Origin of the sequence: Algoriphagus aurantiacus (assembly GCF_035156405.1) — a bacterium.
In the GTDB taxonomy this organism is placed as follows: Bacteria; Bacteroidota; Bacteroidia; order Cytophagales; family Cyclobacteriaceae; genus Algoriphagus; species Algoriphagus aurantiacus.
In genome coordinates this window covers 24,773-40,058 of sequence record NZ_JAXRUT010000037.1, presented here as the reverse complement: position 1 = coordinate 40,058, position 15,286 = coordinate 24,773, and the positions used below count along the sequence as shown (strand labels likewise).

Genomic DNA, 15,286 nt, shown 5'->3' with positions numbered 1-15,286 from the left:
TCCATAGGAGAAAACGGCTTAGTCCAACACAGTTTTAACCGCAATCCGGGTGAGGTTTTTGGATAATGGGTGTTTTTTTTTGCCGGAATGCGTTTAAAACTCTTTACGTTAGCATCAATTAAAACATACCGATGTTCTGGAAGAAAAAACAAAATGATTTAATAATTCAATGTCCAGTTTGTGAATGGAATCCTGATGGAGAAAAATACTGGGCTTGTAGTTGCGGACATAAATGGGACACCTTTAAAACAAAGGGGAAATGTCCAAAATGCAATACACAATGGAAAGATACGTGGTGTCCTGCTTGTGGAAAGAGCAAGCCGCATTCTGATTGGTACAAGACAAAAGAACAAATTGATTTAATTGAATCTTCTGGCGACCAAAATTTGAAGATAAAAAAGAAAAGACTTGAATCCAGATTAATTGATTATGGGATAAGAAATTATAGAGTCAGTCATCTGCCATATTTAGACCACTCCAGTGAAAAGTTTCAATCTGAATATGACGCGGGTTGTAGAATGATGATCTTGTATGCCATTTCCTTTGCTGTTCATAATCTTGATGAAAGAGAAAATATTATCCAGTGGTTTAAGGAAGAAAAGATTTGGGATAAAGTATCTCCGAAAGAAAAGGAATTTTTAACGGACTCCAAACCTGATGAAGACACCCTTATGGATTTGTCCTGGAGAATTGATAGTGCCTTAACTCTGGGATGGTGTTTGAAAAAGTGATTTACCAAGACTGGACAATGAAAATACTGAAAAGGCGATTGATGATTTTCAACGGGAAGTGCCTGCGATTGGAGATTCCTTATCGCTATTTTTAACCAATTTAGAATTTAGAGACTTTGACGAAATCTATGAAGAGAATTTGGTCAATGAAATGGCTACGACTTACTTCAGAGATTTAATGTTCAATGGTAAGAAAGATGAGACCAAGATTAATAGATATACAAGTTTCGAGCGTCATCAAGTGCTGAACTGGTTAAGAACATTTTATGATAGTGAAAGCGAGACTGTAGGTGAATTATGGGATGAAATAGATACATCAACATAAAAATAAAAGATGCTAACATTATGTATGAAATCATAGCCGCACCAGGCAAACGCACAGACCAAAGCTACAGATTCATACATTTAACGTTATAGCTCATTTTAAAAAGGCGAGACGAAAAAACGATATGGAACAGAGAGACTACTTGAAAAAACAAATTGACCAACTGGGACAGGTTTTGGCGAAATTATTTTCTGACTTGCTTGGATTAAAAAATAGCGGACAAATTAACGCAGGACTTGAAATAACTGACCAAACACTTAAAAATGAATTAGATTTTGACGTGCAAGATTTACTTGATATTCCGACCGACAAATTTATTGACACGCTTACGACTCAAAAGGGTCTAACGAACGAAAACTTAGGTAAGCTTGCTGAAATACTTTTGTTAATTGCAGATAATCGAGAAGACGACAATAAGAGACTCTTCGAAAAATGTTTGATAATTTACGAATATTTAGAAAAAGTTGATAGCATTTACTCACTAGACAGATATTGGAAAATGAAACGAATAAAAAACGAGCTATAACATTGCGTATACTCGACCACCGGGTGCAGATAGATCATAGCTTTTAGCTATCCTCAGCTTTCGGTGGATAGTTTTCTAGTTTAAAAACGGTGGCCAGAGCATACGCAAAAACGTTAGTGGTCATTCTAACGGACGAGACAGAAATGGAGACAATTTATTCTATCAAAACCTTAAAAAAAGTATTATGAACAGAAAAGTAGAGCTAAACAGGCCATTAATTTCATTCGGAATTCCATTATTGGCAATTCTGTTCTTAGTTTTATTGTCTAAATCATCAATCTTTTTTACCAATGCAAGTGTATTCTCTTTGGCAATAACCATAGACCTGTTGTTGACAGTTCCAATTATATACTATCTCCTAATTTATAAGACTGAAATTCCTAAAACAACAGTAGTAGCTGTGATGGTAATTGGGCTTTTGATTGGTTCTTATTTCTTACCAGAGGAAAACCAGACTTATTTGAAGCTTTTTAAGACTTGGGCATTACCAATAATTGAAGTATCAATATTGACTTATGTCATAATCAAGGTTCGCTCAGCAATAAAAAAGTATAAAAGCCTCACGGACAAATCACCAGACTTCTTCACTACCTTAAAAAGTATTTGCTATGAAATCCTTCCCAAAAAACTTGTATTACCATTTGCAACAGAAATAGCTGTTATCTATTACGGATTTATAAATTGGAGAAATCCTAAGCTTAAGAATAATGAATTTACGTACCACAAAAATAGTGGAACACCTGCCCTATTTGGTGCATTAATATTAATAATAGGTGTTGAAACAATTGCCCTTCATTTTTTACTCGCCCTTTGGAGTTTGACGGCAGCCTGGATTTTGACAATACTAAGTATTTACACGGCCATTCAGGTCTTAGGATTTGCGAAATCATTATCAAAAAGACCAACATCTATTAATCAAGACAGTTTGTCTCTTAACTATGGAATCTTAAATGAAGTTGAAATATCATTTACAGATATTGATAATATTGAGCTATCAAAGAAGCCATTAGACGAAAAAGATGTCCTGACAAAAAGTCTCTCGCCATTAGGAGAATTAGAAAGTCATAACCTGATAATTCATTTGAACAAAGAGAACCAACTTATTGGCTTGTATGGAATCAGAAAGAAATTTACAGTATTGGCCTTTCACATTGACAATAATGAAGAATTTAAATCTCAAATGGATAATGCCTTACAAGGTAAGAAAAATCAAACCGACAATTAAAATGAAACAACGAACCGCTAACAGCACCTACAAGCAAGCAGGAGGGCGTGCTTCGTAGGACAGGAAAGAGGTAAATTTAAAGTTCAGTTCTTCGTAGGAAGTTCAGTGGTAAAAATCCCTGCCTGCGTGTAGCTGCGGACCGTCAGACTGTCTAATAACTACCTGTGTTTTGTAAAGTATTCGGATACCTGATGGAGAAGAATTTTATATACCTAAATCTCAGGCCTTACAAAAGGGTTTTTAGACGAACTGCCGTTATGCACAATTCTGCAAAATACCCCTAGATTATAAAAGACCATATTGCGAATGAATTTAGCTCAAAAATTAGGTTTCTCAGAAAATACCAAACTGTTGATAATACACGCAGACGATGCCGGATTATCCCATTCCGAAAATAGGGCGACAATTCAATCGCTGGAGAAAGGAATCGTGAATTCATACAGTATTATGGTGCCTTGTCCGTGGTTCTATGAAATAGCGGTATTTGCCAAAAATAATCCCCACTTTGATAACGGAATTCACTTAACACTAACTTGCGAGTGGGAAAATTATAAATTCGGACCTGTTTTGCCAATTTCTGAAGTTCCAAGTTTGGTGAACGAAAATGGATATTTTTATAAAAAAAGGGAGGAACTAAAAAATAAGGCTACAAAAGGAGATGTTGAAAAAGAGCTTGATGCCCAAATAAAAAAAGCTATAAAATTTGGATTGAAACCTACTCACATTGATTCGCATATGTATAGCGTTGGAGCAAGTACGGAGTTTTTTCAAGTATATAGGGACTTAGGTGAAAAATATAATCTTCCTGTAATGATAAGCCGACAATTAATGGAAATGGTGGGACTAAATCCAGACCGTAACATTCTTGATGGAGATTTGCTTATTGAAAAGGCACATTACGGAATTTTTGAATATTTTGAATCTGGTAAGTTGAGTGATTATTACTCAAATATTTTTGAAAATTTAGTGAGTGGTTTTAATATTATTTTAATACATCCCGCATTTGATGATAGCGAAATGAAGGGTATAACGGTTAACCACCCTAATTTCGGTTCTGAATGGAGACAAATCGACTTTAAAAGTTTTACTAAACCAGACTGTATGGCTAAAATCCAAGAGTATAATATTGAATTAATCACTTGGAATGACATAAGGAAAGTAGAAAAAAAAGTGCAACAATACCTATAGCAAGTAGGGCAAAACAGCTAGATTTAATTGCTTGGGCGTGTTTGCTAAGTCCGCCAAATCTTTTGATTTGGCTTTTAGATACCTAATTTGATAAACTATGCGAAAAATATGGATGAGATAACTCCAGTCCCAAAGAAAAAAATCAATGTCAATCTCCTGCTGGGCTTATCAGCAGTCTTTTTGAGCGCATCCGCATTAATTGTCTCTATTTTCCAGACGAACATATTGAGGGAGCAACAATTTGCTTCGGTTTGGCCCCATATGGAACAAATGGGAAATTTTAGTAGTGGATCCTATAAGTATGTCATTCAAAATAAAGGTGTAGGCCCCGCTATTATTAAAGACCTTTCTTACCTTCATATGGGATCGACTTATGAAAGTCCACGCGAACTTTTTACAGTTTTATTTGGGGATGATGTCAGAGGGGTTGGCTATACTAACCTTCCTAAAGATTATGTATTCAAGTCTGGTGAAGCCATTACATTGATCCACATTAATCTTCCCGATTCGATGGTTCGCAGAATGACTAATCGCTTGGAAAGCGATTCGATGAACCTGAAGATCACCTATGCGGATGTTTATGGGAATTGCTGGATGTTGGATAATTATGTCACAACCCGCCTTTCCAAATGTCCTAATTAAATTGATCCACACTATTGAGCACTATTCTATGATTAAGTCTATGATTAAGGTAATTCAACTAACTGTTCTCATTCTATTAGCTACAGGCAGTTTTGCTTATTCCCAAAATGCTGATACCCATTATTTACTGAAAGCCGGGCAATTCTACGATTCAGAAAAGAATGCCTTTGTGAAAAATCAGGAGGTGCTGATAAAGAATAATTTGGTAGTGGCAGTTGGGAGCCAACTTGCTGTTCCACCAAATACGGAGGTGCTGGATTTTGGAAATGCTACCATTGTCCCGGGTTTAATTGATGCGCACTCTCATATTTTGATGGAGCAAAAAGTAAATGAACCACTTGCAGTAGATGCGATGCTGGTCTCTTCGGAAGCCCGGGTGTTGAGAGCTGCCAAATTTGCCCGAAGCTATCTGGAAGCGGGTTTTACAACGATCAGGGATGTGGGTAATTCCGGACAGTATCTTGATTTGGAAGTAAAAAAAGCCATAAGTAAAGGGTACATATCAGGCCCAAGAATGCTTGTATCCGGACCGATAATTGGATCCATGGACGGCCAGATCGACGGTATTCCTTTGGCTGATTTTGACCGGATTTCCCGACAGGAATACAGCATGGTGAGCGGGGTGGAAGAAGCCAGAAAATCCGTTAGAGAGCATATTGCCAGGGGAGTGGATGTGATTAAAATCCTTGCCATCGGGAATAGATTGGTGCTGAGCTTGGATGAAATGAAAGCGATCGTAGAAACCGCCCACAGCGAACGTGTACCGGTCACAGCGCATTGTGACAGGGANAGATTGGTGCTGAGCTTGGATGAAATGAAAGCGATCGTAGAAACCGCCCACAGCGAACGTGTACCGGTCACAGCGCATTGTGACAGGGACTGGGCAGCACATAATGCAATAGAAGCCGGAGTGGATGGTATAGAACATGCGTATGGCTTTAAAAAAGCGACTCTTGAGAAAATGGCCAGTAAAGGAATCTATGCAGTTCCTACCTATGGTTCCACCGGAACCATTAAAGCCTATTATGAATATCAAAAGCAACCCTATACCGAAGATGATCTGGAAACTAATTCAGCTAGCTGGAAAAAATGGATCAACGAGCTCAAAGCGGCCGGCGTGACTATTGTAGCTGGTTCAGATGCCTATGTGAACTTAGATACAGACAGGGGAGATTATGCAAAACAAACCATCTATGGCTATGCTGAGGCGGGACTCTCAGCCGAGGACATGTTGCAAACGGCGACCAGTAATGCAGCTAATGCGCTGGGTATGAAAGATCAGATTGGTGTGATCAAAGAAAATGGTTTTGCTGATATTGTTGTTTTCGAAGGTGATATGAAAGCAGACATAAAAAAATCGCTTTTTGATGTGAAGATGGTGATGAAAAATGGAGTAATCCAAGTGAAGAATTAAACATATAACTCAATAGAACTTCAGTCAAGCTATCTAAATTTTTTACTTGCTCATAAAATTGCCTCCAAGTGGTGTCTAAACTTTGGGGGCTATTCTAATACAAGGTATGTTCCCGCATCATTTTATTCATTTTCTTGTACAAGTCTTTTAGTTATTGAGACAACCAGCCAACTTCTTTATTCCTAGTCCCATCTGGAGCAGTGCCGATCACCTTCTCCTAAATGCCTGCCCCGCAGTATTGCGGGGAGCCTGTCCCGATAGCGCAGCGTATCGGGAAGAGGGGGGATGAGGTATGTAGAACAGCCAACTTTTATCACACCCATCCGGGCTTAATTCCGGAAACCATCAAACACCTTCTGATGCGGAATCTTGATGATAGTACCAAACAAGCGCCCTCTCTCTTCAGAGCTTGTCCCGAGAATCGGGAAGAGGGCTGGGGTGAGGTTAAAAAATACCCTATACATGGTATAGATTCTTCCAATTTTTCCCTTTTCTTGCAGATATCTTTTAGTTATTGAGAACGACCAGTTAACTTCTTATCCTTTAGTCCGTCTGGAGCAGAGCCAAGCGCCTCCTCTTTAAGAGCCTGTCTTGAGAGCGAAGCGATCCTCGAGAGGTTTGACAACCAATTAAAGGTGAACAAATCCTGATAGTAAGCGTTTAGTGGCGTTTAATATCGGATAAACAGCCTATAATAATCTGGAAGTATGATTACTTTAAAATATTGAATCTTAGGTATAGTGGATCATGCAATTCTAACTGAAGTTGCGTATATACAAGTGCTATAGCACATAAAAAAATCAATGAAAATTATCAAAGACATTTTAATAATTGTAACCTTTTTCATTGTAGTCTCCTGTAAGCAAGAGACTCAATACAGCGAAAAGAAACCAATCGTAGTTACTGGGAAAATACATAAGTATAACGGAAAAAATGCAGCTTTAAGCTTTGTTTATTCACAACCAGGAGTAAATGAATCAACTGAATTAGTGGAAATTGACAGTGCAGGAAATTTTGGATATACAATTGAAGGATACATCCCATTAGATGCAATGCTATTGGAACAAACCACCTTTGCAAATATCTATTTTATTTATCATCCTGGAGATAGTATTCATATAGAATTTGAAGCAAACAATAAAAGTATAGAGCTTACTAAAACAATAAAGTATAGTGGTAGCCGGGCGACTACTAATAATCAAATAATTAATTTTCAGGTTTTACGCGAAGAAAATAATTTAGGTTATGGAGCTATAGACGAGGCTAAATCTTACCAAAAGGATTTAGCTGATTTTATTCTTGAAATGAATGCTGTAAAAGAAAAGCAATTGAATATTTATAATTCATTTATTGAAGAATACTCTCCCAGCGAAGAAGTTAAGAGCTGGACAAGACTATTTGCATTGGAGACCTATTACTATTTTTTAGATAAGTATAGTTGGGAAAACACAAATCTTCCCGATAATTATTTTGACTATAATAGGGAAATCCTGCCAATTACAATGGATAAACTGATTGGTTGGCATGTACTTGAAAAAAGAATAACAAGCTACCTTCAAACAAATTTGTTTCCAAAATTTGCAAAGCAATATCCCGACATTGATTTGATTCAGTCGTTGACTGACAAAACATCAAAATCAGATTCATTATTTATTGAATTTGTTAGAGATAATTATACGGATGACTTACTGGGTCAACTTACCTATAGTGGTTTATATAAAAGCTTGTTCAGTATGAATTCGCTGGAAAGTTATCAAAGAAATCAGGTTGCTATTAAAGAAGAATTGAGCGCACCTTTTATTTTAAATCCCCTTCAAGAGAGTTATCACAAAACACAAGAAATTATAAACAGCCCAGAAGAAAAAACTGCTGTAATATTGAAGAAAATGGTAGGTAGCCCTATTGAAGAAACATTCAATAAGATTCTTGATACTAATAAGGGGAAGGTTATTTATTTGGACTTTTGGGCAACTTGGTGCAAACCATGTATTGAAGAAATGCCAAGTTCAAATCTGTTAATGTCAAAATTAGAGCAACAAGGTGTCGCATTTGTATATGTGAGTATCGATGAAAATGAAGAAAAACGGAAGAAACTTTTATCAGAATTTGATATAGATAGGGGCCAACACTATCCATTGGATAGTAAGCAAGTTCAAGCCTTATTTGATGTTTTCCAATTTAATGGAATTCCTTATTATATTCTTATCGACAAAAATGGGCAAATTATGGAAAGAGGGAATCAGCTTAGCCCAAGTATGAAATCGACAGAAGAAAAAATAACAGATCTACTAAATGAAATATAATTACGTGCTATAACAACTACCGCATATAACTTATGGCAAGTAAAGTGATTAAATCAAGCTTTGTGCATTTTAGTAAGTTTCCTGCAAGAAAGTGCTCCGAAATCCCGCACTACTCTTATGTGTGCCGAGAGTAACGAACGGCTGAAAAATCGTTACGGAACTGTAAGTAGGGCTTGCTGAAAAAGTCTCAGGTATGCCAGGTTCAAGGCGGCCGAGTGAAGATGTATGCTTATACCTCGAATGAGGCCAACGTAGAAGATGGTATGGCTGAGGCTAGCTTGAAAATCTCGATTTTGAGATTTTCTGATGCATGGATAAAGACCTATTTTCGTCCATAAGCTTGCACTTGCTGAAAAACCGTTCGCATGAAAAATGGGTTAATCATTCAAAATGATGGCTTATAATCTATTACCGGCGTTTTTCAGCAGGCCCTAAGTAAGATGGTGGAGCCGACCCACCGGTGTTGTCCTGCAGGGGGGAGCATCAAAACACCACAAGGTGCTTTGGTAATGAGCCAAGGTATCGAGAGTTATAGAAAAGACTGTGCCATGAGCACAGCCAGTTATGAATAATGGAGATGAATACCAATGAACCTCTGATGAAGTGTCGAGGAAGTGCCACAATCTGTCAAAAATGTTTGAAGTATGCCAAACATGAAGAGTCCAGCGGACACTTGTTTACTGGCTGGGCGGCAGGCGTCATATAGGAGGCATAGCCTGCCCCGCAAAAGGTGCGGGGACCATTATTCGGGCTTATTTAACGTTAGCGGGTATTGTATAGCGACAGTTTCAACAATTAAAAAATTGGACAAAAATGCAAAAGTTAAAATATGAGCAAAATAATCTTTGACAGTGGAATATCTCTTGACGGTTTTTTCGCAGGAGATAACAGAAGTCCTAAAAATCCTATGGGTGGTGTTTCAGGACAAATTCATTCGTGGATGTTTAATCAAAAAGCTTTTTGGGAATACTTAGGGTTCGAAGGAGGCAAAGAAGATGGATCTGATGGTAAATTTATTAGAGAGACAATTGAACGTACAGGTGCATTCATTATGGGAAAACGTATGTTTGAGGAAGGCGAAGCTAGTTGGCCTAATGACCTATACAAAGCTGACGTTTATGTATTAACACACGAAAAGCGAGAACCTTGGGTTCAAGAGGGAACGACAACTTTTTACTTTATAGATGACGGAATAGAAAGTGCCTTGGATAACGCAAGACAATCAGCAAAAGGAAAGGATATAAGAATACAAGGTGGCGCTAACACTATTCAGCAATTTCTAAATGCAGGACTTGTGGACGAGTTTTTTATTCACATTGCACCTGTTTTTTTGGGAAGCGGTATCCGACTCTTTGAAGGTATTGACAAAGACAAATATGATATACAAATTGAAGAAGTAATACCGTCAGACTTGACAACTCATTTAAGATATAAACTGACAAAGAAATAGAATCAACGACCCGCTAATGAGTAGACGGCCCTACCGAGTTTCCTCGATAGGGTGGGCTTCTCAAATCTGACAGAAAATATTCTAACCGTTGACTCGAACGGAATTGGCTACTTGAATGAGTGGACTTTTAATCACTCTTACTTAAAACCAGCCGTGGTTGACGAGAACGGAAAGAATTTAGAAGGACAATTAGTCGGCTTCAATAATTCGTCGTTCTTCGGCTTAGGAACAGCAACAACGTTAGAAAATCAAATGGAAATAAAAGTAAAGTCATTTGAAATCGTACCTGTAGACAAATTGAACGAAAAACAATATTATTACACTAACCTGTCAAGGCTCGTGGACAAAGAAAAAATAAAATAAAAACGTGCCATGGTAGACCTTCCGATGGCAGCTTGCTGGAGCATCTATCATACCACCTTACGTTACTTTAGAAGAAACGCTGACAAGATTTCGACAGTCAGATTGCTGAAGCGATAGTACAAAGATTTCCAGGTTATTTTAGCATTGGAAATCGGTTCAACCTTAAGTACTTTTAGCACAAAGCGATTTATAAACCTGTCTGCCTACCTTTAGGCAGGCATGAAGAGTTCGCCACGGCGGATGAGAGTCTCATGCACAGCCTGTCCCGTTTTTCGGGAGTTCTGTGGGAAGGTGAGGGTGTGGTTCCCTTGCCTGACCCGATTGTATGCCATATAAACAGAAACGATAAAGTGAAATTAAAACGAAGAAGAAAACTAGTAACGTATTTAAACATTTTAGACCAACCTGTCCGATTCAACCCCTTCGTTTTCAGTCGGACTTTTTTGTTATGGGCGTTTCTAGGATTAGTAGGTGGAATAATAGCAGGAGTTTATTGGATTGGACTTGAGTTTTTGACTCACCAATTAGCCTTTTTTAGTGGTTGGCAAGTAATTCCCGTAATGGCAATTTGCGGACTTTTAGCAGGCTTGATAATACACTTCATTGGAGACCCGGGAGAAATACATTTGATTGTGAACAATATCCGATTTAACAAAGGAAAACTTGACCCAAAAAACAATCCGTCAATGGTGCTTTCATCCTTATTGTGTGTCGCATCAGGTGGGAGTCTCGGACCAGAAGCTCCATTGGTACAAGTGACAGGCTCCACAGGTACTTGGATAGGTAAGTTGTTCAGACTTAAAGGAGAAGAATTACGGTCATTAAGTATTGCAGGAATGGCTTCAGGTTTTACAGCCTTATTTGGTGCCCCATTAGGGGGTAGCCTCTTTTCATTAGAAATACTTCACCATAAACACGCAGTTGAGTATTACAAAGCAATTATTCCTGCTTTTGTAGCAAGCTGTTTTAGCTACTTGGTATTTGCATTAATCGTTCATTTAGGACTTGGTCCTATTTGGGATTTATCTGCGTATGAATATTCAGGAATTTTTGATTTTGCTTATGCAGTTCTGTTCGCAATAATTGGAGCTGCTTTTGGTTGGGCTTTTATTTTTTGCACCAAATTTTTCAAATCAGTTTTCGAAAAAAGACCAATCCCCATTTATATCAAAACGCTAATTGGAGGAGTTCTACTCGGTATAATAGCATTTTACTTTCCAATAACCCGATATTTTGGACATCAGGAAATTAACGAACTATTATCAGGAAATTTTTCTTTGACTTTATTGTTTGCAATTTTGATCTTTAAAATCATAGCTATTTCAATAACCGTGACATCAGGTTGGAGAGGAGGGTTTATTATTCCTCTGTTTTTCGTAGGAACAACTTTAGGGTTGATAATTCATCAATTATTTCCGATAATAAATTTGACATTAGCGATTGTTAGCTGTATGGCAGCAATAAACGCTTGCGTCACTCGAACACCAATGAGTACAACAATTTTACTTGCAACTTTGACAGGATTCGGACATTTTATTCCAATCTTATTTGCAAGTTTGACAGGCTATTTTTTAGCGCCAAGAATACCTTTTATAAGTTCCCAGATGGAAAAGGAATGAAACCGTTATACACCATTTAAAAACCAAAACTAACAACCTATGACTGGAGATGCTATTGAAAGATTTGAGAATCTCTGCAACACAGTACCGACACTCCTACATGGTATTTCGGAAACAGCATTTAACTTCAAGCCGACTCAAGAGAAATGGAGCAAAAAGGAAATCTTAGGACACTTGATTGATAGTGCAACTAATAATCACCACAGACTTATAAGAGGTCAATTTGAAAATGTTCCAATTATTTCCTATGACCAAAATAAATGGAATGAGTTTAGTTATTATCAGCAAATCCAAGTAAACCAATTGATTCGATTCTGGACATCCTATAATTTGCAACTGTTAGAGCTTTTCAAGTTAATTCCTTCGATCTATTTAAAAAGAGAATGTAATACAGGTGGTCCTAACAATGTGACTATTGAATGGGTTTTCAATGACTATGTTTCTCATTTGGAACACCACCTAGGACAAATATTAGAAAGCGAATAAAGAAAAACGGTGCATAACAACTAGGCTTTCGTTTCGTGCGTAGCAAGATTCTTTCGGGGGAAGTGGCGAGGTTGTTATGGGGATTGAGCCGGGATGAATATTTCGGATCAATCTATACCGCTCTTAAAGATGAAGGTAATAAGCCTTCGCTCATTCCCAATTGCCAGCAATTCCCTGGCTATTCTACCCAAAATCTGGAAATTTCCCTCAATTACCGGCATTTTCCTAAAATACCCTATGCATGAGGGACAAGCGTTAATAATCTCTTCTGTGAAGAGATTTAGCGATGTAGCCAGTTTGCGCGCTGCCTTTGCTTTTAGATTGAGTTTTATAAATGGAAAGGAAGGCTATTTGGCATTTGATGTAATCGAGGATACGGAGGATATTGGGAGGAAACTAATGCAAATGTACTGTCAAAAATATAACGCAGTAAGATTAGGGGAATCGACAACTATGATTATTCTCCCTGAAGGAAGTGAAAAGCTTATCAATGAATATTTAATTAGACAAGAATCATGAAAAATATTGAAATACAACCAAAGGACATTTGGAATGATGCTAAGCTTGAGAAAATTGAAGAATTCATCAAGAGTCATTCTGAGACTCAATCCAATGAAAGAAAAATTAGAAACAAGCTACTTTCTATTCAATATAAAATTATATTGAGATGGATGATATTAAGGAAGACGAAATGTTAGATGTTCTAGATTTTGTTAAAATGTACTTGAAGGCATTGGATATTACAAAAAAGGAGTTAGCTAATTATTTTGGAATGAAAGATAGTAATTTGCACAAATATTTAACTGGAGAAAGAAAGCTAAACTCAGAGGTGGTACTTAAAATTAGCTTTTTCTCCCACACAAATCCAGAATATTGGTTCAGAATTCAATTGAAAAATGAGATATTAAAATTAAGATCTGAAAAAAAATATAATTATGAGAAGTATGATTATAAGAATCTAATATCTGTTTAGTGAGTATTATAGAAAATTACTGTTCTATTCAATTGAATATATTGACAGTTAATTATAACAATAATTTTCTATAGTTACAAGGTGTGAATTTGTTGAAAATTATACGTAGTCATCTATTAATATGAAAATGTATGTCCTTTATGATCTGCCAACTTATCTAAGAGAATATTGGAAAAGGAACTTTTCATGTCACAAAACCTGAAGAGTTCTTTTCCTGATCTAATAGTTGTAGTCAGGCCTTAGCGTATGGCAAATGGTGGAAATGCTGGCCCGATCTTGGCCGGAAATAGCTAACTTGCAGTGGAAGATGATAGACCTTTTGGTATGAGGTTTTTATGAATGGGAAATTGAAGAAGATTTTTTAGAAATTGAATTATAGAGTTAAAAGAACTTGGGCAGAAGATCCAGGATTCGCCAAATAGCGAATGGTTAGTCAATGAGGTGATTTAGTTTAGCCTTCCCATGGTTGATATGCAGAGGAAATTCACAGCAATTTCCTCCCATTTCCCCAAAACATACCCTATACATGAGAGACGAGCGTTAAAAAATGATTCGCCGCGGCGAATCATTTTAGCGATGTAGCCAGCCCGCGGGCTGGCTTCCTATCATTTATTCCTTTTCTTGCACACAGCCTTTTAGTTATTGAAATCGAAGATCCCGAGCGTAAGCAATTCGGGAACGACTAGCCAACTTCTTACTCTTCAGCCCAGCTGGAGCAGAGCCAATTGCCTCCTCTTTAAGGAGGAGGACGGGAGGAGGTAGGGGGCCAATTGCAAATTGATGAGGATATTAGGGTGAAGTTACAAACTCACCCAGTCCCCACTAACGGTCTAACTACACCCAGAAGGGGGGACAAATGTATGTCCTAACATTTCAAAATTGGATGGTCTTCGGATGCCACAGCACTACTTGGGCCCCTTCGCACTCCCGTTCTCGGGCGTTCCTATTGATGGAAAGTCTGAGTTTGTCTCTCATGTAAGAGATCAATCTCGTTTCCCACTTTCAACCTCATGCAAACTTCCATTTTCTGCCAGTTCCCAAATCCAAAGAAATGAGATTATATTTAAACTATAGACAAATTGAACGGAGGTTTTGGACTAACTGACATCAGGCATAAATTTTACCACCTTAAAGAATTAAGTTATGATTTATCAATACATAATACCCAGTCCACCCTTACAAGAATTCATAAGGAATTATTTAATCGCACATTTTATATTTAATAAAGATCAGAATATTCCTTTCAAACCTTATTCTCCAAAGCCTGAACAAACCATAACTTTTCTGCCAAAAGGTAACCTGACGGTTATTGATCCACAGTTCGGACAAAAACAAGTTGCACCATTGACATCCATTTGCGGACAGCAGCTATCGAGATACGACTTTTACCTGAGCCAGGAGTACCAGATGCTGAGGGTGCACTTTCAGCCAGGGGCACTGTACCGTTTGCTGGGTATCCCCCTTCTAGAGTTTACGGATTGCTGGTTTGACGCAACATCTGTAATTAACTTTGAAATAATGGAAGTGAATGAGCAGCTTGCCCATTGCCAGAGCTATTCTCAAATGATTGCTGTTGTAGAAGTCTACCTAATAAAAAAGTTGAAAAAGGTAGTGATAGATTTTCACCCACTTGATAAAGTGGCTGCATGCCTCTTCACCAATCCATCACGCTTTTCTTTGGATTGGCTGGCAAACCAGACCTGCTTATGCCCTAGACAGTTTAATAGAAAGTTCACCGAAAGAATGGGTGTTGGGCCTAAGCTGTACAGCCGTGTGGTTCGTTTTCATAAAGCTTATCAGTATAAAGAAATGCATCCAAAGGAAGATTGGCTGAGCATTGCCCTTCTATTTGGTTACAACGATTATCAACATATGGTGAAAGATTTTAAAGAATTTGCAGGCGTTACTCCTAATTTATGGGTCGATCAGGACAATCACTCCCCCGAACGGATCTTACAGCTCGAATAATAATATTTGCTGACTGTGAATAACAGGCTCTGTAATACAGCAAAGTTTTATTACATCTCTAGCCCGTTTCTGC

General features: G+C 37.7%; 14 protein-coding genes. All 14 read left to right on the top strand.

What is annotated here, in order from left to right; all coding sequences use genetic code 11:
• Nucleotides 1-131: 131 nt before the first annotated feature.
• The 14 genes from SYJ56_RS23905 (at nucleotide 132) to SYJ56_RS23840 (ending at nucleotide 15,213) form a co-directional block, all read left to right on the top strand.
• Complete coding sequence (locus tag SYJ56_RS23905; RefSeq protein ID WP_323838676.1) at nucleotides 132-731, top strand: DUF4272 domain-containing protein; 600 nt, start codon at nucleotides 132-134, stop codon at nucleotides 729-731.
• 58 nt (nucleotides 732-789) lie between these two features.
• Entirely contained in the window at nucleotides 790-1,056 is a 267-nt protein-coding gene (locus SYJ56_RS23900) for a DUF4272 domain-containing protein (RefSeq protein WP_323838674.1), read from the top strand.
• A 124-nt stretch (nucleotides 1,057-1,180) separates the two neighbouring features.
• Nucleotides 1,181-1,582 (top strand): hypothetical protein, encoded by a 402-nt coding sequence (locus SYJ56_RS23895; protein ID WP_323838672.1) that lies wholly within the window; start codon nucleotides 1,181-1,183, stop codon nucleotides 1,580-1,582.
• 184 nt (nucleotides 1,583-1,766) lie between these two features.
• A complete protein-coding gene (locus SYJ56_RS23890) occupies nucleotides 1,767-2,807 on the top strand; it encodes a hypothetical protein (RefSeq protein ID WP_323838670.1) in 1,041 nt (346 codons plus the stop codon).
• A gap of 306 nt (nucleotides 2,808-3,113) precedes the next feature.
• Entirely contained in the window at nucleotides 3,114-3,995 is an 882-nt protein-coding gene (locus tag SYJ56_RS23885; protein ID WP_323838668.1) for a polysaccharide deacetylase family protein, read from the top strand.
• Nucleotides 3,996-4,103: 108 nt separating this feature from the next.
• The gene (locus SYJ56_RS23880) at nucleotides 4,104-4,637 is read left to right on the top strand and encodes a hypothetical protein (protein WP_323838666.1); all 534 of its coding nucleotides are present in this window, start codon (nucleotides 4,104-4,106) and stop codon (nucleotides 4,635-4,637) included.
• The gene (locus tag SYJ56_RS23875; protein WP_465038402.1) at nucleotides 4,564-6,051 is read left to right on the top strand and encodes an amidohydrolase family protein; all 1,488 of its coding nucleotides are present in this window, start codon (nucleotides 4,564-4,566) and stop codon (nucleotides 6,049-6,051) included. The genes SYJ56_RS23880 and SYJ56_RS23875 overlap by 74 nt, the downstream gene beginning before the upstream one ends.
• 803 nt (nucleotides 6,052-6,854) lie before the next feature.
• Nucleotides 6,855-8,354 carry a TlpA family protein disulfide reductase gene (locus tag SYJ56_RS23870; RefSeq protein ID WP_323838662.1) on the top strand — a complete coding sequence of 500 codons (1,500 nt, stop codon included), beginning with the start codon at nucleotides 6,855-6,857 and terminating at the stop codon, nucleotides 8,352-8,354.
• An 829-nt stretch (nucleotides 8,355-9,183) separates the two neighbouring features.
• Nucleotides 9,184-9,804 carry a dihydrofolate reductase family protein gene (locus SYJ56_RS23865; protein ID WP_323838660.1) on the top strand — a complete coding sequence of 207 codons (621 nt, stop codon included), beginning with the start codon at nucleotides 9,184-9,186 and terminating at the stop codon, nucleotides 9,802-9,804.
• A 713-nt stretch (nucleotides 9,805-10,517) separates the two neighbouring features.
• Entirely contained in the window at nucleotides 10,518-11,786 is a 1,269-nt protein-coding gene (locus SYJ56_RS23860) for a chloride channel protein (protein ID WP_323838658.1), read from the top strand.
• A gap of 39 nt (nucleotides 11,787-11,825) precedes the next feature.
• Nucleotides 11,826-12,272 carry a DinB family protein gene (locus SYJ56_RS23855; RefSeq protein WP_323838656.1) on the top strand — a complete coding sequence of 149 codons (447 nt, stop codon included), beginning with the start codon at nucleotides 11,826-11,828 and terminating at the stop codon, nucleotides 12,270-12,272.
• A 129-nt stretch (nucleotides 12,273-12,401) separates the two neighbouring features.
• Complete coding sequence (locus SYJ56_RS23850) at nucleotides 12,402-12,791, top strand: hypothetical protein (protein ID WP_323838654.1); 390 nt, start codon at nucleotides 12,402-12,404, stop codon at nucleotides 12,789-12,791.
• Nucleotides 12,792-12,939: 148 nt separating this feature from the next.
• Nucleotides 12,940-13,245 carry a helix-turn-helix transcriptional regulator gene (locus SYJ56_RS23845; RefSeq protein WP_323838653.1) on the top strand — a complete coding sequence of 102 codons (306 nt, stop codon included), beginning with the start codon at nucleotides 12,940-12,942 and terminating at the stop codon, nucleotides 13,243-13,245.
• Nucleotides 13,246-14,388: 1,143 nt separating this feature from the next.
• Nucleotides 14,389-15,213: an AraC family transcriptional regulator gene (locus SYJ56_RS23840; protein ID WP_323838651.1), complete on the top strand. Its 825-nt coding sequence runs from the start codon at nucleotides 14,389-14,391 to the stop codon at nucleotides 15,211-15,213.
• Nucleotides 15,214-15,286 lie beyond the last annotated feature (73 nt).